Genomic DNA, 18,951 nt, shown 5'->3' on the forward strand with positions numbered 1-18,951 from the left:
CCCGGCGTGTGATCCCAAAACGGACCGTGATAAGGTCACCTCCAGCAGAACAAGTTCGTGAGCAGGCCGGTACGCGACTGCTCTCGATCATGATTCAAGTCCTCGCAGTCCGGAACTTCATGACCCAGGCTTCCAAATCACCGCTCGGCGGACCCCGGACCACCGCGCGCGCCTTCTTCGTCGCGGATCGCATCAACACGTCGGGCCTCGAGCGCGGCGACGTGCTGGCCACGACGCCGCTGGCGTTTCGCGTCAATGAAAACGGCGTGGCGATCCTGTTCCGCTACGGCGTCGTCGTTCTGATCGGCCTCAATGCGCTGGAGGAGGATGAATTCCTGCGCAGCCTGCAGTCGCGCATGACCGGCCTGTTCACGCGGCGCGAGGAGGAGATCGCGATCATCGAGCTCGCCGCCGAGAAGGAGGATCAGATTCCGCCGGGCGGCCCGATCTATCTGCAAGGCCTTTCGCCGGAGCGGCTGATCCTGGTCGGCGAGGCGTTGGCGAAAAGCGTGGTGCTGGCGCGGCACGAGCGCGAGGTCCGGGCAGTCTTCGACACGACCGAGCCGCTTGCACGTGAGCTCGCCAAGGGCGGCCGCGTCCATCGCGGCCGCGTTGCGATCCTCAAGCACATCGGCAACGCGCTGCTGGTGCGGCATCGCGTGGCCGGACCGGTCGAAGTGTCGGAGAAGCCCGATATCCTCTGGGACAAGCCGCAGCTCGAGCGCCTCTACGCCAGGCTCGAGGACGAGTATGAATTGAAGGAGCGTGCGGAATCGCTGAACCGCAAGCTCGCAGTCGTCGCCGAAACCGCGCAGGTGCTGACCGACATCATCGACACCAGCCGCTCGCTGCGGCTGGAGCTGATCATCGTCTTCCTGATCCTGTTCGAGGTGCTGATCACCATCTATCAGCTGGCGATGGCCCGGCATTGAACGGGCTACAGCGGCCGAATCCGGCCATCTTTCCGTCCCGAATTGTGCGTCATCCCTGAACCGATCGGCCACTCCGGGCGCGGAGCGGCCTGGGCCGGGCTGCGAGCTTGGGGGGACGGGATGGATCAGGACAACAGGGACTGGTGGCGACGCGGCATTTTCTATCAGGTCTATCCCCGCTCGTTCGCGGATAGCGACGGTGACGGCGTCGGCGATCTCAAGGGGATCATCACGCGGCTGCCCTATCTGACGCGGCTTGGCGTCGACGCGGTCTGGCTGTCGCCGATCTTCCCGTCGCCGATGGCCGATTTCGGTTACGATATCTCCGATTACACCGGCATCGACCCGCTGTTCGGGACGATGGAGGATTTCGACGCGCTGGTCGCGGCCGCGCACGATTCCGGCCTCAAGCTGATCCTCGATCTGGTGCCGAACCACACATCCGACCAGCATCAATGGTTCATCGAGGCGAAGAGCTCGCACGATAACCCTAAGCGCGACTGGTACATCTGGCGCGATCCGGCGCCGGACGGCGGCCCGCCCAACAACTGGCTGTCGGAGTTCGGCGGCAGCGCCTGGGCGTATGACGAGGCCTCAGGCCAATACTATTATCACGCCTTCCTCGCGCAGCAGCCCGATCTCAACTGGCGCAATCGCGAGGTCAGGGACGCGATCTACGACGTGATGCGCTTCTGGCTGCGCAAGGGTGTCGACGGTTTTCGCGTCGACGTGATCTGGCACCTGATCAAGGATGCCGACTTCCGCGATAACCCGACAAACCCGCACTATCGCGAGGGCCGGCCGCCGCACGAAAAGCTGCTGACGCAATATTCGACCGATCAGCTCGAGGTGCACACCGTCATCACCGAGATGCGCAGCGTCACCGAGGAATTCGACAACCGCGTGCTGATCGGCGAGATTTATCTGCCGCTGCATCGGCTGGTCGCCTACTACGGTAACGATCTACGCGGCGCGCAGATGCCTTTCAATTTTGCGCTGCTGTCGACCTTGTGGAGCGCGCGAGCAGTCGAGATGATCATCGCCGACTACGAAAAGGCGCTGCCGCCGGGGGCGTGGCCGAACTGGGTGCTCGGCAACCACGATCGGCCGCGGGTGGCGAGCCGGGTGGGGCCGGCGCAGGCGCCGGTCGCGGCGATGCTGCTGCTGACGCTGCGCGGCACGCCTACGCTCTATTACGGCGACGAGATCGGCATGCGCCAGGTTGCGATTGCGCCGGATCAGGTGCGCGACCCCTTCGAGAAGAACGTGCCGGATATGGGCGTCGGCCGTGACGGCTGCCGCACTCCGATGCAATGGAGCGCCGAGCGCCATGCCGGCTTCTCGACGGCTCCGCCGTGGCTGCCGCTGGCGCAGGATTTTGCCAGCGACAATGTCGCAAGTCTCGAAGCCGAGAGGACGTCGATCCTCAATCTCTACAAGGCGCTGATCGCGCTGCGGCGAAGGCTGCCGCAGCTCGTCCATGGCAGCTATGAGCCGGTGGCGGCGCACGGTGATGTGTTGCTCTACCGGCGGCGCAGCACTGAGGGCGTGGCCGTGATCGCGCTGAACTTCGGCGCGGCCGCCGCGTCGGTCTCCTCGAGCGCGATCGGCTTCAGCAATGAGGTCCTGCTGTCGACCTTGATGGACCGGCAGGGCGAGAAGGTCGAAGGCGTGCTCGATCTGCGCGCCAATGAGGGCGTGATCCTTGGGCCGCATCAGGACGATTGACGCCGGGTGCGGGGCTCCATGGTATCGATGTCGCTGCGCTTGAGCAGATAGTCGAGCCCACCGACCCGATACCAGCGATAGCCGTAGGCCTCGATCAGAAGCTTGTGGCGACCGGCCTCGTCGGCGCGGCTGTGGTCCTCGGTCAGGAGATTGACCAGAAGATTGCCGGCGTCGTCGGGCAGCCCGACGTTGAAGGATATCTCGAGCGGCTTTTCCGCGAAATTGTGCACGAACAGCACCGAGTTGTTACGCCAGTCGTAGCGGATGATCAGGATGGCGGGATTGCGGCTTGCGATAACCTTGAAATCTCCCCAGCCGACCTCGGGGACTTCCTTGCGCATGCGGACGATGCGCTCGGTCCAGTTCAGCATCGAATTGGGGTCGCGCCGTTGCTTGGCCGCGTTGACGTGCTCATAGCCATACGGTCCATTGTCGATGACGGGCACACATGGCCGATCGCTCTCGGTGAAGCCGGCGTGTGGCTCGGTCGACCATTGCATCGGTGTGCGCGCGCAACCGCGTTCGGGCAGGTCGAGATTGTCGCCCATGCCGAGCTCATCGCCGTAGCGGATCACGGGCGTGCCGGGAAGCGTGCACATCACGCCGTAAGCGAGCTCGATGCGTCGGCGGTCGCCGCCCAGCATGGGCGCAAGCCGTCGCCGGATGCCCCGGTCGTAGAGCTGCATGCTCTTGTCGGCACCGAATGCCTCGAACACCGTCTCGCGCTGCGGCTTCGACAGGCGGCCGAGGTCGAGTTCATCATGATTGCGCAGGAACAAGCCCCATTGTGCGGTCGCGGGCCGTGGCTTGGTCGCCGTCAGTGCCTTCGCCAACGGCTTCGTATCCGCCGACGCCAGCGCGTAGAACAGATGCTGGTTGACATGGAAGTTGAACATCATGTGCATCCGGTCGCCGTCACGTCCGAAATATTCCATGTCCGTCTCGGGCAATACGTTGGCTTCAGCGAGGATGATCGCGTTGCCCTGGCGCCATTGCAGGAATTCCCGAAACGATCGCAGCATGTCGTACTGCTCGACCGGCTTGCGCCTGGAGGCGCCCTTGGTCGCGATCACGAAGGGCACGGCGTCCATGCGGAAGCCCGAGACGCCGAGCTGAATCCAGAACCCCATGATCTTGAGGATCTCGGCCTGCACATGCGGGTTCGATGTGTTGAGGTCCGGCTGGAAATCGTAGAAGCGATGAAAGTACCAGGCGCCGGCTTGCTTGTCGCGCGTCCAGGTCGATTTCTGGACGCCGGGAAATACCATGCCGGTATTGGCATTGGCGGGCTTCCTGTCCGACCAGACATACCAGTCGCGGTACGGCGAGTCCTTCGAGCTGCGCGCTGATCGAAACCAGGCGTGCTGATCCGAGGTGTGATTGACGACGAGGTCGATGATGACGCGGATGCCGCGCTGCTGGCAGCCATGGGTAAATTCAACGAAATCGCCCAGCATGCCGTAGCGCGGATCGACGTCGTAATAATCCGAGATGTCGTAGCCGTCGTCCCTGTTGGGCGAAGGCTGAAACGGCATCAGCCAGATCGCCGTGATGCCGAGCCCGTGCAAATAGTCCAGGCGCCGGAGCAGGCCGCTGAAATCACCGATGCCATCGCCGTTGGCATCCATGTAGGTGCCAACCGACAGGCAGTAGATCACTCCGTTCTTGTACCAGAGGTCGTCGATCACCAGGCAATCCTCACCAGTCCACCCGTGGCGGCGGCCGGGAGGATAAGCGGTGAGGCGGCGACGGGTTCCTGTGGAGCGCCGTCCCACAACGGAGACGGACGACGCTCCGTGCCGGCCTGACGCTGCCGCGTTGTATCGGTGGGAGCATGATCCCCGCGGAAAGCCGGCTTCCACTTTTCCGGATCATGCGCTCGTGGAATCGGCTAATCTTCGCGCAATGGACTCATCCGCCCGCCAGATCGCGCTTGTGCCCGCGCCCGACCGACGCCAGTCGGAGACCGCGCTTGCGATCGCGCGCGGCACGGCGAGGCTTCTGAGATCGCTGGGATTTTCGTGCATCAGCGAATTGCCGCTGCCGTCCGGCCGACGAGCCGATCTGGTGGCGCTGAACGAGCGCGGCGAGATCTGGATCGTCGAGATCAAGTCATCGGTCGAGGATCTGCGCGCCGACCAGAAATGGCAGGACTACCGGATGCATTGCGACCGGCTGTTCTTCGCCTTCACGCAGGATCTGCCGTGCGAGATCTTTCCCGTCGACACCGGTTTGATCATCGCCGACGCCTATGGCGGGCATCTGCATTGCGAGGCGCCGGAGCATCGGCTGCCGGCGGCCACCCGCAAGGCGATGACGGTGCGCTTTGCAATGGCCGCGGCGCAGCGCATCAACCGGCTGGTCGATCCGCAGGGGCACGCCGAGTTTTAGCGAAGAACATTGCTGTTGCCCCGTCATCCCGCGCAAAGGCCTCGCCTTTGTCGCTGGAGGCGCGAGCGGAGCGAGCCTCGAAGGATGGTTCGGCCGGGCTGGTGGCCGTCGACCCTTCGAGACGCGCGCAAGGGCGCGCTCCTCAGGGTGACGGACAGCTTGTTGGATTCCGTAGGATGGGTAGAGCGAAGCGAAACCCATCAGCTTCGGGACACCGGGAGAGAGGATGGGTATCGCTTCGCTCCACCCATCCTACGAAGCTGCCCACCCTACAAAAGCAAATGGCCGGGACGAGCCCGGCCATCGCGAAAACAAATGAAGCGATCGCTTAGCGCGGTGCGCGCTTGGCGAGGATGCGCTGCAAGGTGCGGCGGTGCATGTTGAGGCGGCGCGCGGTCTCCGAGACGTTGCGGTTGCACATCTCGTAGATGCGCTGGATGTGCTCCCAGCGCACACGGTCCGCCGACATCGGATTGGCCGGCAGCTCGGACTTCTCGGTGCCGGTCGCGAGCAGCGCGGCGACGACGTCATCGGCGTCGGCGGGCTTCGAGAGATAATCGACGGCGCCCATCTTCACCGCGGTGACGGCGGTGGCGATGTTGCCGTAGCCGGTCAGCACGATCGCGCGCGCCTCGGGGCGCTTGCGCTTCAACGCCGAAACGACGTCGAGGCCGTTGCCGTCGCCGAGGCGGAGATCGACGACCGCGAAAGCGGGCGCGGCGCGGCCGATCTCGGCGAGACCATCAGATACCGTGTCGCATGACTTCACCGCGAAACCCCGCGTCTCCATCGCGCGCGACAGGCGTTCCAGGAACGGCTTGTCGTCCTCGACGATGAGGAGCGAGCGGTCGGCATGGTCATTCAGTTCAGTGATGGCGTTCACGATCCATTTTTCCCTGTGGCAGACCCCTATTATATGGGGTCCTACTGCGGCGCTGCCAAGGCAGCCGAAAGTCGCGTGCTTGTCTGGAAAGAGCAATGCATCCGTAATGCCAGGGTCGCGATTAAGAATCGTTCTTAGGATTCGGTTTCGTCGCCCGGCGCGGATTCCTCAAAGCGCTCGCGCGGCCAGACGATCTGCACCACGGCGCCGTGATCGGGAAAGGTGCGATTGGTAAACGACACCTTGGCGCCGGCGCGTTCCAGCAACGTCCGTGCGATGAAAACGCCCAGACCCAGGCCCCCACGTGGGTTTTGGGCCTCATCCGCACCTCGGCGACGCGACAGATACGGCTCGCCGATCCGCTTCAGCATGTCGGGCGCGATGCCCGGACCGTCGTCGGAGACGACGACTTCAACGGTCTCGGCGTTCCACCACGCGTTCACCTCGACGGTCTGGTGCGCGAAATCGACCGCATTTTCGAGAATGTTTCCGACGCCATAGAGGATCGCCGGATTGCGCGCGGCGACCGGTTCAGGCGTTGCTGCGACAGCAAGCCGCACCTTGATGTTGATGCCGAAATCGCGATGCGGCGCCACCGCCTCCTCGATCAAGGTCGACAGCTTCATGGTGTCGAACGGCGCACCGCTCGATGACAATTGCGCGATCTTGCTCAGGATGTCGCGGCAGCGCTGCGCCTGCTCACGCAGGGTCTTGAGGTCGCCGGCGATCGCCGCGTCATGCACCGTCTTCTCGAGCTCGCGCGAGATCAGGAAGATCGTCGACAGCGGCGTTCCGAGCTCATGCGCGGCGGCGGCGGCGAGGCCATCGAGCTGGGTCAGGTGCTGTTCGCGTGTCAGTACCAGTTCGGTCGCGGCCAGCGCATCGGAGAGCTGGCGCGCTTCCTCCGTCACCTGGAATGCGTAAAGGCTGGTGACACCGATCGCGAGCAGGATCGAAAGCCAGACGCCGATCAGATAGATCGGCGGCAGCACCAAGGGATCGTCGGCGTCCCAGGGCAGCGGCAGATGGTAGAAGAACAGCGCCGAGGCGCAGGCGACCGCAAGGCAGCCGAGCGCTATCGTCAGCCGGATCGGCAGCACGGTGGCCGAGATCAGGACCGGCGCCAGGAACAGGAACGAGAACGGGTTCTGCAATCCGCCGGTGAAGTACAGGAGCCCGCCGAGCTCGACGATGTTGAAGGCGAGCAGGGCGGCGGCATAGGCCGGCTCCAGCCGCTGCATCGGGTTGAAGGCGATCTGCAGTGCAAGATTGAGCAGCGCCGAGAACGTCACGATGGTGACGCAGGGGACGATCGGAACGTCGAATTCCAGTCCCTGCGCCACGATGAAGATGGCGACGAGCTGGCCGAGCGCGGCGAGCCAGCGCAGCCGCAGGATCGTATCCAGGCGGACGTAGCGGCGGGGTTGGCGGAAATCGGAGGCGACGTCGGTCATGCCGGGACCTTAGCTGTGCCGTGGGCGGCGCACAAATTCGCGACTTAGCGCAACGATGCAGGGCAAGCCTTGGTTACCGCCAAGCCTTGCGCTTATTGTCGCAATGGCTCAATGACGGCCATATGCAACAGGTCGGGACAGGTCAGGCGCAAACGCCGGCGGTCGATCAGGGCGGATCGGCCGCGATCGACGTTGCGCATCTGGTCAAGGTCTACAAGACCACCCGCGCGGTCGACGACATCTCGTTCCGCATCGCGCGCGGCAGCATCACCGGCCTGCTCGGCGGCAACGGTGCAGGAAAGACCACAACGATCGCGATGATCATGGGTCTGGTGCTGCCGACCTCGGGCAGCGTCGAGGTGCTCGGTGCAAAAATCCCCGAGCAGCGCTACGACGTGCTCGGCCGGATGAACTTCGAAAGCCCCTATGTCGACATGCCGATGCGGCTCACTGTGCGGCAGAACCTGACCATTTTCGGCCGCCTCTATGCCGTGCAGCATTTGCGTGAGCGGATCGACCAGCTTGCCGACGATCTCGATCTCAAGGAATTCCTCGACCGCTCCAACGGCAAGCTCTCCGCCGGGCAGAAAACCCGCGTCGCGCTGGCGAAGGCGCTGATCAACGAGCCCGATCTCTTGCTGCTCGACGAGCCGACCGCCTCGCTCGACCCGGATACCGCCGACTGGGTGCGGCAGCATCTCGAGACCTACCGCAAGACCCATAACGCGACCATCCTGCTGGCGTCACACAACATGCTGGAGGTCGAGCGCCTCTGCGACCGCGTCATCATCATGAAGCGCGGCAAGATCGAGGACGACGACAGCCCCGAGCGGATCATGGCGCGCTACAACCGCGACACGCTGGAAGAGGTGTTTCTCGACGTGGCGCGCGGCCGCCTGCGCGAGGGCGCGCCAGAGGGCACACCATGAGTGAACTCGTCAGCCAGCACCAGCACACCATTTCACTGCAACGCATCAACGCGATGGTGCTGCGCTATTGGTACCTCTTGATGTCGTCGTGGCCGCGGCTCCTGGAGCTGGTCTACTGGCCGGCATTGCAGATCATCACCTGGGGCTTCCTGCAGAATTACATCTCGCAGGCATCCGGCTTCTTCGCCAAGGCGGGCGGCACGCTGATCGGCGCCGTGATCCTGTGGGACATCCTGTTCCGCGGGCAGCTCGGCTTCTCGATCTCGTTCCTGGAGGAGATGTGGGCGCGCAACCTCGGCAACCTGATGATGAGCCCGCTGAAGCCGATCGAATTCCTCCTCTCGCTGATGATCATGAGCCTGATCCGGCTCGCCATCGGCGTGATCCCGATGACGCTGCTGGCGCTGTTCTTCTTCGGCTTCAACTTCTACGCCATCGGGCTGCCGCTGATCGCGTTCTTCTGCAATCTGATCTTCACGAGTTGGTCGGTCGGCGTGTTCGCCTCCGGCCTCGTGCTGCGCAACGGGTTAGGGTCGGAAAGCATCGTCTGGACGCTGATGTTCGCGGTGATGCCGCTCGCCTGCATCTACTATCCGGTCGAGGTGCTGCCGGCCTGGCTGCAAGCTGTCGCCTGGACGCTGCCGCCGACCTATGTGTTCGAAGGCATGCGCTCGCTGTTGATCGATCACGTCTTCCGCGCCGACCTGATGGCGTGGGCGCTGGTCATCAACGCGGTCCTGTTCGCTGCCTCTTTTGCGATCTTCCTTGCCCTTTTGCAGAGCGCCAAGCGCAACGGGTCGCTGCTCGGCGGTGGTGAATAAATGTCACTTTCTCGTGGATTCTCGGCCTTTTAGCCCGATATCGCCCCCAGATTCGGCTCGCGGCGCATTGACGCATTGTTACGCATTGGTCAGTATGCTGCGGCGCAAAACAGGGGTCTGAAAATACTATGCCCATCGGTGAATTTGGCGGTGCCCCGCCACTAGCGGCGGAAGGCAGCCCGGCACTCACGACGCCGTTGTACTGGATGTACGAGATGGCGCATGCGTCGCTCAACCCGGTGCGCGCGGTGACCGACGCCACCAAGATCCTGTTTCAGAACCCGCTCAATCCGTGGACCCACACCGAGTTCGGCAAGTCGATCGCCGCCGGCTGTGAGTTGTTCGAGCGCACCACGCGCCGCTACGGCAAGCCGGAATGGAACCTGCCGACGACCGAAGTCAACGGCATCCGCACCCCGGTCGAGGTCCGTTCGATCTGGGAAAAGCCGTTCTGCCGCCTGCTGCATTTCGATCGCAAGCTGACGCGCCCGCTGCGTTCGCCGCAGCCGCGCGTGCTGATCGTGGCGCCGATGTCGGGCCACTATGCGACGCTGCTGCGCGGCACGGTCGAGGCGTTCCTGCCGACACATGAGGTCTACATCACCGACTGGGCCGATGCGCGCATGGTGCCGCTCGCGGCCGGCCGGTTCGATCTCGAGGACTATGTCGACTACCTGATCGAGATGCTGCACGCGCTCGGCGGCAACATGCACGTCATCGCGGTGTGCCAGCCTTCGGTGCCTGTCGTGGCAGCTGTTTCGGTGATGGAAGCCAACAACGACCCGTTCGTGCCGCTGTCGATGACGCTGATGGGCGGGCCGATCGACACCAGGCGCAATCCGACCGCGGTCAACAACCTCGCGGAAGAGCGCGGCATCGAGTGGTTCCGCAACAATGTCATCACCAAGGTGCCGTTCCCGCATCCGGGCGTGATGCGTGACGTCTATCCGGGCTTCCTGCAGCTCAATGGCTTCATCAGCATGAACCTCGACCGGCACATGGACGCGCACAAGGCGCTGTTCGCCAATCTGGTCAAGGGTGACGGCGATCTCGTCGACAAGCACCGCGAATTCTATGACGAGTATCTCGCGGTGATGGATCTCACCGCCGAATATTACCTGCAGACCGTCGACCTCGTCTTCGTCAAGCACGCGTTGCCGAAGGGCGAGATGACCCATCGCGGCAAGCCGGTCGATCCGTCGAAGATCCGCCGCGTCGCGCTGATGACGGTCGAAGGCGAGAAGGACGACATCTCAGGTCTTGGCCAAACCGAGGCGACGCACGCGCTCTGCACCGCGATCCCGAACCATCGCCGCGTGCATTACGTGCAGAAGGGCGTTGGGCACTATGGCGTGTTCAACGGCTCGCGTTTTCGCTCCGAAATCGTGCCGCGGATCTCCGATTTCATGGTTTCGGCGGCCAATACGCGGCTTTCGCTGGTCGCCGCCGCCGAATAGGTATCGCCCCGGCCGCGATTTTCGCGGTCGCGCAAGCCACTGATTTAACTAAAAGAATCTCAAATCGGGCAGGGTTCAAGGGATGAGTATAATTTCATTCTTTGGGCCTTTTTCGTAACCTTGATTCATCGGGAAAATTCCGGTTCCAGCCCCTGCCTGTAGAGGTCAATTAACGTCCGACCCCTGTATATTGGGCAAATGATTTGTTTTTGCGCCGAGCGCTTTCCCTGGCGGCGGATATGGCAAAGTTCGGGCGAACTCCTGCTCCCCGGACTCTCAGAAATGGCTACTCGCGCGCTCCTCTATCGGCGGCCTGCCGAACCCGCGACCGTATTGGTCAGACACGGCTCCCAGTTCTTCACCGTCAGGTTGCGCCGGCATAGGCGCGCGCGCCGCTACACACTCAGGATACATCCAACCGATCGTGAAGCGATCCTGACGATGCCGCCGCGCGGCACGATTCCGGAAGCCAAGGAGTTCGCCAATCTCCATGGCGGCTGGATCGCCGCCCGTCTTGGCCGCTTGCCGAAGGCCGCGCCGTTCCAGCCCGGCACCGTGGTGCCGTTGCGCGGCGTGCCGCATCGCCTGGTGCACCGCTCGGGCGAGCGCGGCACGGTGTGGACCGAGACGCGCGACAGCGGCGAGAGGATCATTTGCGTCGCCGGCGGCGTCGAGTACATGGATCGCCGCGTGCACGACTTCCTCAAGCGCGAGGCGCGCAAGGACCTGCAGAAGGCGGCGCAGCTTCACGCCGCGGAACTCGGCGTGCGGGTACGCCGGATCTCGATCCGCGATCAGTCCAGCCGCTGGGGCTCGTGTACTTCGGCGGGTTCGCTGTCGTTCTCATGGCGGCTGATCCTGGCGCCGCCCTTCGTGCTCGATTACCTCGCCGCGCATGAGGTCGCCCATCTCGTCGAGATGAACCACTCGGCACGGTTCTGGCGGGTAGTCGACAAGGTCTGCGCGTCGGTGACCCGCGCCAAGAACTGGCTCGATACATACGGCAACGACCTGCACCGCTACGGAATTCAGGAGTAGGGCGCGCTGTTCGCCCCGACCGTTGCTGTCATCGCCCGCGAAAGCGGGCGATCCAGTATTCCAGAGGCATTTGTCTTCAATCGATGGGCCGCGGCGTACTGGATCCCCCGCTTTCGCGAGGGCTTTGCAGAAATCGCCCGGGATGATTCTCTTTTGGTGAAGGATTCGCCGGAGGGTCGGATGGCGGAGCGCCAGATTGGTCAATTGAGCTTTACAGATGGGCTGATGAATGACGCGGCCAGGGCCAATGCGCCATTGCAGCGAGTGTCGGAACTGGTCGACTGGAACGCGATTGAAGCGCTGCTGAGCGGCTTGCGCAGCGGGTCGATGGGGGCGCCAGCTTACCCGTCGCTGGCGCTGTTTAAGGCGCTGTTGCTGCAGCAATGGTATGGTCTGTCGGATCCGGGACTTGAGGAAGCACTGGTGGACCGCCTGTCGTTCCGGCGCTTTCTGGGCCTGTCGCTGAGTGAGCCGGTGCCGGATCATTCCACGCTGTGGCGTTTCCGCGAACAACTGGCCAAGAGCGGGCTGGCGGAGCGCGCTTTCGCCCTGATTACGGCGCAGATCGAGAAGTCCGGCTTCGTCTTGAAGCGCGGCACATTGATCGACGCTTCGCTGATCCGCTCGGCGGTAAATCCACCCGAACCACCGGATCCCGATTTGCCCCCGGATGCGGACGGGCGGCCGGCCAGCAAACTGGTCAAAAGCGCGCACGATCCTGACGCTGCCTGGACCAAGAAGGACGGCAAATATGCCTTCGGCTACAAGATGCACGTGGCGATGGACCAAGGCAGTCGCATCATCCGGCGCCTCGCCTTTACGCCAGCCAATGTCAACGACACCGTGCCCGCCGACGGGCTGATCTGCGGCGACGAGGCAACGGTCTACGCTGACAAAGCCTACGATACCATCGCGCGACGCGTGCGGTTGAAGGAGATGGATATTCGCGACGGCATCATGCGCAGACACAACCGCTGGCTTCGCTTGGGACCTTGGGCGGTGCGTCGTAATGCGGTCATCTCGCATCGACGCGCGCCGATCGAGCCGTTGTTCGCATTGCTCAAGCGCGTCTACGGTCTGGCGCGTGCCCGCTATCGGGGCCTGATGCGCAATGCCGCAGCTTTCCAGCTCGCCGCGACTGCGATCAATCTCCAGCGATGGGCCAGGACGCCACCCCAGATCGCCTAACCAAACCAGCCATCCAGCCATCATGGCTGACCCATCCAAGCCACTAACAGGCCCAAACAACCAGCGCCCGCCCCTGTCGATTGCTCGACTTTCGCAAAGCCCTCGCTTTCGCGGGGGATGACGGCTTGAGTGCGTAGCCCGGATGGAGCGTAAGCGTAATCCGGGGCAGTTTTCACCGATGGCGCGACTGGTCCCGGATTACGCTTCGCTTCATCCGGGCTACGGAGCAACGCGATCCGTCCGCCTACCGACTTCTATCGAAACAACCGATCCGCCAGCCAGCCGTCCAGTCCGGCCGCTGCCTCCGGCCGCGCGTTGGGATTGGGTGGCGCCGAGGCGCGGGCCGGCGTCGGCGATGGCGGGCGATAATAGCCGCCGGATGGCACCGGCGCGGGCGGCTGCGATGCCTGCATCGGCGGCTGAATCTGCATCGGTCCCGCAGGCGCTGACGGCGCGGTGACCTGCGACGAGATCTGCATCAGGTTCGCCGGCCCCCAGCTGCCTTGCGAGTTCGGGATCGCCGCGACCGGCACGCCCTGATGCGCCGCCTTCATGAAGCGGGTCCACACTTCGACCGGCAGGCCGCCGCCGGTCGCCTTCTTGGTCGGTGAATTGTCGTCATTGCCGAGCCAGACGCCGGTGACGAGCTTGGCGGTGTAGCCGATGAACCAGGCGTCGCGATAATCCTGGCTGGTGCCGGTCTTGCCGGCGGCTGTCCAGCCCGGGATCTCCGCCTTGCGCGCGGTGCCCGAGATCAGCGTCTCGCGCATCATGCTGTTCATCATCGAATCATAGCGCGGCTCGATCACCTGGTTGGGCGGATCGGTCGGACGGTCATAGAGCAGCTTGCCCGAACTGGTCTTGATCTTGGTCACCACATGCGGCGACACCACGTAGCCGCCATTGGCGAACGGCGCATAGGCGCCGACCAGCTCGATCACCGAGACTTCCGAGGTGCCGAGCGCGATCGAGACGTTGGGCTCGAGCTTGGAGGAGATGCCGAGCCGGTGCGCGGTGCGCACCACATTCTTGGCGCCGACCTCGACGCCGAGCCGCACCGCGACCGTGTTCAGCGACATTGCCAGCGCCTGGGTCAATGTCACCGAGCCGAAATATTCGTGGGTGTAGTTCTCCGGCTTCCAGCCCTTGATGTCGAGCGGCGCGTCGGTGCGGATGGTGTCCGGTGTCAGTCCTGCTTCGACCGCGGTGAGATAGACGAACGGCTTGAACGCCGAGCCCGGCTGCCGCTTCGCGGTGACCGCGCGATTGTACTGGCTCTCCGAGTAGTTCCGGCCGCCGACCATGGCGCGCACCGCGCCGTCCGGTGTCATCGCCACCAGCGCGCCCTGGCTGACATTGAACTTCACGCTTTTGGCGGCGAGCTCATCGATGATGGCGGCTTCGGCGACATTCTGCAGCTTCGGATCGATCGTGGTCTGCACCACGATGTCCTGGTCGATCTGGCCGACCAGATCGTCGAGCACTTCGCCGATCCAGTCGGCGACATAGTTCACGGTGCCGGCGCCGGCCGGCTTCACCGCAATCGAGGGCTGACCGATCGAGGCCTTGGCCTGCGCCTCGGTGATGAACTTGGCATCGGCCATCGCCGCCAGCACGACCTGCGCGCGCTGCTCGGCGCCTTCAGGGTTGCGGTTCGGCGCCAGCCGCGACGGCGACTTGACGAGGCCGGCCAGCATCGCGGCTTCCGGCAGCGTCACGTTCTTCGCCGACTTGCCGAAATAGCGCTGCGCGGCGGCCTCGACGCCATAGGCGCCGGAACCGAAATAGACCCGGTTGAGATAGAGCTCGAGGATCTCGTTCTTGGAATGCTTGCGCTCCAGCCAGAGCGCGAGCTCGGCCTCCTGCAGCTTGCGCTGCATGGTGCGCTCCTGGGTCAGGAACAGGTTCTTGGCGAGCTGCTGGGTCAGCGTCGATCCGCCCTGCGAGACGCCGCGGTGCAGGAGGTTGGTCACTGCCGCGCGCAGGATGCCGACCGGGTCGACGCCGTAATGCGAATAGAAGCGGCGGTCCTCGATCGCGATGAAGGCCTTCGGCAGATAGGGCGGCAGATCCTTCAACGCGATGTTGGCGCCGGCCATTTCGCCGCGCTGCGCCAGCACGCTGCCGTCGATGCCGACGATCTGGATCGTCGGCGGACGCTTGGGAATCTCCAGCGACTGGATCGGCGGCAGATGCGCGCCGACCCACACCACGACACCGATCACCGCAATGCCGGCCCACAGGCCGAGCACCGCGGTCCAATAGAACAGGCGGCCGATGCCAAAGCCCCGCGGCTTGCTGCGCCGCTTGCTGACGCTGCGCGACGGGCGCGGTTTCTCGCTACCGGAATCGCTGCCCTTGTCGCTGCTTTTGGGTTTGGATTTGGCGGGCTTGTCGCCGCCGCCGCCGGGAATGCGGTCGGACGGCGACAGTCGGAGGTCGGCAAGCGCGGCCGGAAGCCCGAACAGCGGCTCCTTGCGCGCACCGCCTTTTTTACGTCCCCACGCCATCCGCAACGCTCACACCCTGACAGAGCGCACGCTAGCGTTCCCGGTTTAAGGCGCGGTTACGCAAAGCTTAACGGGGGATTAGGAGGTGAGGCAGCGCGTGCTACATAGAGATGGAACAAGAAACGAAGGAGCACCGCATGGGCCATATCGATCCGACCAAGGACGTCTTCGCGCAATTCCGGGACAACAACCGGCCGGGCCCGATCCACATGCTCAACCTGGTACGCTTGCGCGAATGGGCCGCCTATCCCGACGGTCGCAAGGCCACCGGCGCGGAGGCCTATGCCGCCTATGGCCGCGAGAGCGGGCCGGTGTTCGAACGGCTCGGCGGCCGCATCGTCTGGCAAGGCCGCTTCGAGCTGATGCTGATCGGTCCGCAGGAGGAGCGCTGGGATCACTGCTTCATCGCGGAATATCCAAGCGTCGCTGCCTTCGTCGAGATGATCCGCGATCCGGTCTATCGCGAGGCCGTGAAACACCGCCAGGCCGCGGTGGACGATTCGCGCTTGATCCGCCATGCGGTGCTGCCGGTCGGCAAGAATTTCGGCGAGATTCCGGAGTGACGATGTCGGCCGTCGGCGGATATCGTCATGCGCGGGCTTGACCCGCGCATCCATCGGAGAAAAGGCCTTCTCAATTGATGGATTGCCGGGTCAAGCCCGGCAATGACGAGTCACAAAAAACAAAATCGGCGGCCTGGAGGCCGCCGATTGCATTTCAAACCTGCGCGAACCGGCTAGCCGGCCGGGCCGGCGTCCTCGAGGATCGGGCCGAACAGCTCCCAGCGCTCGCCGTTGAAGCGCATCATCTGCAGCTGCTTGTTGACGCGATAGTCGTTCGGCGCGGTGTTGCCTTTGATGCCGGGCAGCGCCATGTCGAGCTCGACATTCTTCAGGTTGGTGGCCTGCTTCAGCACGTTGTCGCGGGTCAGGTCGTCGCCGCACTGCTTCAGCACATGCACCATCAACTGGGCGGTCGAGTAGCCATAGGTGTTGAAGTTCGAGTTCTTGTCGCCGTCGGGATAGTACTTGGCCATGAAGTCGAAATAGCGCTTCATGCCCGGATCGTCCTTCCACTGCGGATCGGCCGGATCCTTGCCGTAATTGGTGCTGATCAGGCCCTTGGAGGCTTCCAGGCCCGCCGGCTGCAGCACGGCGCCGACCGAGGTCGCGTTGATGTCGACGATGTGGATCGGGTGCCAGCCGAGCTCGGCGATCTTCTTGATCGCCTGCGCCGCCTGCTTCGGCGTCGAGGCCGAGAAGAACAAGTCGGCGCCGGCGTCCTTGATCTTGATCACCTGGGAATCGATGGTCGGGTCGGAGACCTCGTAGGAGGCTTCGGCCACGATCATCTTGGCGGCCTTGTCGCCGAGCCCGGCCTTGATGCCGTTCAGATAATCCTTGCCGAGGTCGTCGTTCTGATAGAGCACGCCGATCTTGGCGTTGGGGTGCTCCTTCAGGATGTACTGGCCGTAGATGCGGCCTTCGACGAAGTAGTTCGGGTTGAAGCCGAGCGTCCAGGGGAAGTTCTTCGGGTCGGTGAACTTCGAAGCGCCGGTGGCGGCAAACAGCTGCGGCACCTTCTTGGCGTTGAGATACTTCTGCACGGCGGCGTTCGACGGCGTGCCGACGATCTGGAAGGTCAAGAGCACCTCGTCGCTCTCGACGAGCTTGCGCACCTGCTCGACGGCCTTCGGCGGCGAATACGCGTCGTCATACTGGATCAGGTTGATCTTGCGGCCGTTGATGCCGCCCTGATCGTTGATCATCTTGAAGTAGGCCGCCTGGGTCTTGCCGATCGAGGCATAGGCGGAGGCCGGTCCGGAGAAGGGGACGGTCTGGCCGATCTTGATCTCGGTGTCGCTCGCGCCGGGATCGTACTTCTTCTGCGCAAAGGCCGACGTTGCTGACAGCGCGATCGCGAGCGCCGTTCCCGTGACCAGGTGGAAAATCCCGTTCCTCATAATGCTGTTTCCCTCACGTGACTGATGGTTGGCCGATGATCTTGTCCGCGGGTTCAAGGTCCCGCGGTCGCCATCGCTGGGCCGGGATACTGGAGGAACCGTTATTGCAACGCAAGACGAGCGCTGCCGAAAAGGTGAGCGATTTCAGTCAACCAAAGTAGGGGGCGGTGCGAAAAGGTGGGTGGAGCGGCGCGAAGGTTGGGGCCCGCTTTACCTCGCCCCGGCTGCGGGGAGAGAGGTCGCATCGAAGATGCGATGTGGGTGAGGGGGAGTCTCCGCGGGCGCAGCTAATGCAGCGGTGCGCGGAAGCAGCCCCTCACCCCGACCCTCTCCCCGTAAGAACGGGGAGAGGGAGTGGAGTCTCGTCCCGACCGCGGCTAGCCCGCCGGTCCGGTGTCCTCGATGATCGGGCCGAACAGCTCCCAGCGCTCGCCGTTGAACTTCATCATCTGCATCTGCTTGTTGATGCGATAGTCGTTCGGTCCCGTTGTGATCGACATGCCCGGCAGCGCGAGGCTCGGCACGAACTTCTTCAGGCTGGTCACCTGCTTCATCAGGTTCTCGCGGGTGAGGTCGTCGCCGCACTGCTTGAGCACCTGGATCAGGAGCTCGGCCGTCGAGTAGCCGTAGGTGTTGACGGTGTTGAGCTTGTCGCCTTCCGGATAATACTTGTCCATGAAGGCGAAATAGGCCTTCACGCCGGGATCGTCCTTCCATTGCGGGTCGGCGGGGTCCTTGCCGTAATTGGTCGAGATGATGCCCTTGGAGATGTCGAGACCGGCCGGCTTCAGCGTCGCCGACACCGGGCTCGCATTGATGTCGAGGATGTGCACCGGGTTCCAGTTGAGGTCGGCGATCTTGCGGATCGCCTGCGCGGCGAATTTCGGGGTCGAGGCGTCATAGACCAGATCGACGCCGGCGGCCTTCAGCTTCACGATCTGGGAATCGACCGTCGGGTCGGTCAGCTCGTAGGACACCTCGGTGACGATCATGCTGGCGGCCTTGTCGCCGAGCCCGCTCTTCAGGCCGGTGATGTAGTCGCGGCCGAGATCGTCGTTCTGGTAGAAGATGCCGATCTTGGCGTTGGGGTGATTGGCCAGGATGTATTTGGCGTAGATGCGTCCCTCGGACTGGTAGTTCGGATTGAACGCGATCGTCCACGGCGCGTTCTGCGGATCGGAGAAGCGCGAGGCGCCGGTGGAGGCGAGCAGCTGCGGCACCTTCTTGGCATTCAGATATTTCTGCACGGCGGCATTCGACGGCGTGCCGATGATCTGGAACGTGAACAGCACCTCGTCGCCCTCTACGAGCTTGCGCACCTGCTCGACCGCTTTCGGCGGCGAATAAGCGTCGTCATACTGGATCAGGTTTAGCTTGCGGCCGTTGATGCCGCCCTGATCGTTGATCATCTTCATGTAGGCCGCCTGGGTCTTGCCGATGCCGGCATAGGCGGATGCGGGGCCGGAGAACGGCACAGTCTGGCCGATCTTGATCTCGGTGTCGGTCGCGCCGATGTCGTATTTCTTCTGCGCGGTGGCCGATGTAACCGACAACGCGATCGCAAGCGCCGTCGCAGCGAGCAATTGCACGCTTCTCATGTCCGTGACCTCCCTGTTGCCGGTGATCTTGTCCGCAAGCTCAGGCCGGCGGATGTCAC

General features: G+C 63.7%; 15 protein-coding genes. 9 read left to right on the forward strand and 6 right to left on the reverse strand.

Features of this window, described 5'->3' with window-relative positions:
- The first annotated feature begins 119 nt into the window (after positions 1 to 119).
- A complete protein-coding gene (locus ACVIHF_RS36385) occupies positions 120 to 932 on the forward strand; it encodes an RMD1 family protein (RefSeq protein WP_057015413.1) in 813 nt (270 codons plus the stop codon).
- Between the two features lie 120 nt (positions 933 to 1,052).
- The gene (locus tag ACVIHF_RS36390) at positions 1,053 to 2,660 is read left to right on the forward strand and encodes an alpha-amylase family glycosyl hydrolase (RefSeq protein WP_253605963.1); all 1,608 of its coding nucleotides are present in this window, start codon (positions 1,053 to 1,055) and stop codon (positions 2,658 to 2,660) included.
- Here the strand turns inward: ACVIHF_RS36390 and ACVIHF_RS36395 are convergent.
- Positions 2,648 to 4,348, reverse strand: coding sequence for an alpha-amylase family protein (locus ACVIHF_RS36395; protein ID WP_456793405.1), 1,701 nt, complete (start codon positions 4,346 to 4,348; stop codon positions 2,648 to 2,650). The two genes, ACVIHF_RS36390 and ACVIHF_RS36395, sit on opposite strands and share 13 nt — an antisense overlap.
- Positions 4,349 to 4,565: 217 nt before the next feature.
- On the opposite strand from ACVIHF_RS36395, the gene ACVIHF_RS36400 reads away from it, so the two are divergent.
- Entirely contained in the window at positions 4,566 to 5,051 is a 486-nt protein-coding gene (locus ACVIHF_RS36400; protein ID WP_456793406.1) for an MmcB family DNA repair protein, read from the forward strand.
- Between the two features lie 328 nt (positions 5,052 to 5,379).
- On the opposite strand, the gene ACVIHF_RS36405 is transcribed toward ACVIHF_RS36400, so the two are convergent.
- Both ACVIHF_RS36405 and ACVIHF_RS36410 read right to left on the reverse strand, forming a co-directional pair.
- The gene (locus ACVIHF_RS36405; protein WP_016845514.1) at positions 5,380 to 5,934 is read right to left on the reverse strand and encodes an ActR/PrrA/RegA family redox response regulator transcription factor; all 555 of its coding nucleotides are present in this window, start codon (positions 5,932 to 5,934) and stop codon (positions 5,380 to 5,382) included.
- A 134-nt stretch (positions 5,935 to 6,068) separates the two neighbouring features.
- Positions 6,069 to 7,388 carry an ActS/PrrB/RegB family redox-sensitive histidine kinase gene (locus ACVIHF_RS36410; RefSeq protein ID WP_456793407.1) on the reverse strand — a complete coding sequence of 440 codons (1,320 nt, stop codon included), beginning with the start codon at positions 7,386 to 7,388 and terminating at the stop codon, positions 6,069 to 6,071.
- A 122-nt stretch (positions 7,389 to 7,510) separates the two neighbouring features.
- Between ACVIHF_RS36410 and ACVIHF_RS36415 the strand changes: the two genes are divergently transcribed.
- The 5 genes from ACVIHF_RS36415 to ACVIHF_RS36435 all read left to right on the forward strand — a co-directional run bounded on the left by ACVIHF_RS36415 (position 7,511) and on the right by ACVIHF_RS36435 (position 12,821).
- Positions 7,511 to 8,317, forward strand: coding sequence for an ABC transporter ATP-binding protein (locus ACVIHF_RS36415; RefSeq protein WP_456793408.1), 807 nt, complete (start codon positions 7,511 to 7,513; stop codon positions 8,315 to 8,317).
- Entirely contained in the window at positions 8,314 to 9,138 is an 825-nt protein-coding gene (locus ACVIHF_RS36420; protein WP_253605973.1) for an ABC transporter permease, read from the forward strand. The genes ACVIHF_RS36415 and ACVIHF_RS36420 overlap by 4 nt, the downstream gene beginning before the upstream one ends.
- A 128-nt stretch (positions 9,139 to 9,266) precedes the next feature.
- Positions 9,267 to 10,595: a polyhydroxyalkanoate depolymerase gene (locus tag ACVIHF_RS36425; RefSeq protein ID WP_028341465.1), complete on the forward strand. Its 1,329-nt coding sequence runs from the start codon at positions 9,267 to 9,269 to the stop codon at positions 10,593 to 10,595.
- Positions 10,596 to 10,793: 198 nt separating this feature from the next.
- Complete coding sequence (locus ACVIHF_RS36430; RefSeq protein WP_076824634.1) at positions 10,794 to 11,633, forward strand: M48 family metallopeptidase; 840 nt, start codon at positions 10,794 to 10,796, stop codon at positions 11,631 to 11,633.
- A gap of 180 nt (positions 11,634 to 11,813) precedes the next feature.
- Complete coding sequence (locus tag ACVIHF_RS36435; RefSeq protein ID WP_253604163.1) at positions 11,814 to 12,821, forward strand: IS5 family transposase; 1,008 nt, start codon at positions 11,814 to 11,816, stop codon at positions 12,819 to 12,821.
- Between the two features lie 254 nt (positions 12,822 to 13,075).
- Here the strand turns inward: ACVIHF_RS36435 and ACVIHF_RS36440 are convergent, their stop codons facing one another.
- Complete coding sequence (locus ACVIHF_RS36440) at positions 13,076 to 15,331, reverse strand: PBP1A family penicillin-binding protein (protein ID WP_456793409.1); 2,256 nt, start codon at positions 15,329 to 15,331, stop codon at positions 13,076 to 13,078.
- 137 nt (positions 15,332 to 15,468) lie between these two features.
- Here ACVIHF_RS36440 and ACVIHF_RS36445 point away from each other — a divergent pair, with 137 nt between their 5' ends.
- On the forward strand, positions 15,469 to 15,894 hold the full coding sequence (locus ACVIHF_RS36445) for a DUF1330 domain-containing protein (protein WP_028335618.1): 426 nt from the start codon (positions 15,469 to 15,471) through the stop codon (positions 15,892 to 15,894).
- Between the two features lie 173 nt (positions 15,895 to 16,067).
- On the opposite strand, the gene ACVIHF_RS36450 is transcribed toward ACVIHF_RS36445, so the two are convergent.
- A complete protein-coding gene (locus tag ACVIHF_RS36450; protein WP_018269220.1) occupies positions 16,068 to 17,294 on the reverse strand; it encodes an ABC transporter substrate-binding protein in 1,227 nt (408 codons plus the stop codon).
- 377 nt (positions 17,295 to 17,671) lie between these two features.
- Complete coding sequence (locus ACVIHF_RS36455) at positions 17,672 to 18,892, reverse strand: ABC transporter substrate-binding protein (RefSeq protein WP_456778107.1); 1,221 nt, start codon at positions 18,890 to 18,892, stop codon at positions 17,672 to 17,674.
- Between the last annotated feature and the right edge of the window lie 59 nt (positions 18,893 to 18,951).

Source organism: Bradyrhizobium sp. USDA 4506, from assembly GCF_054058795.1.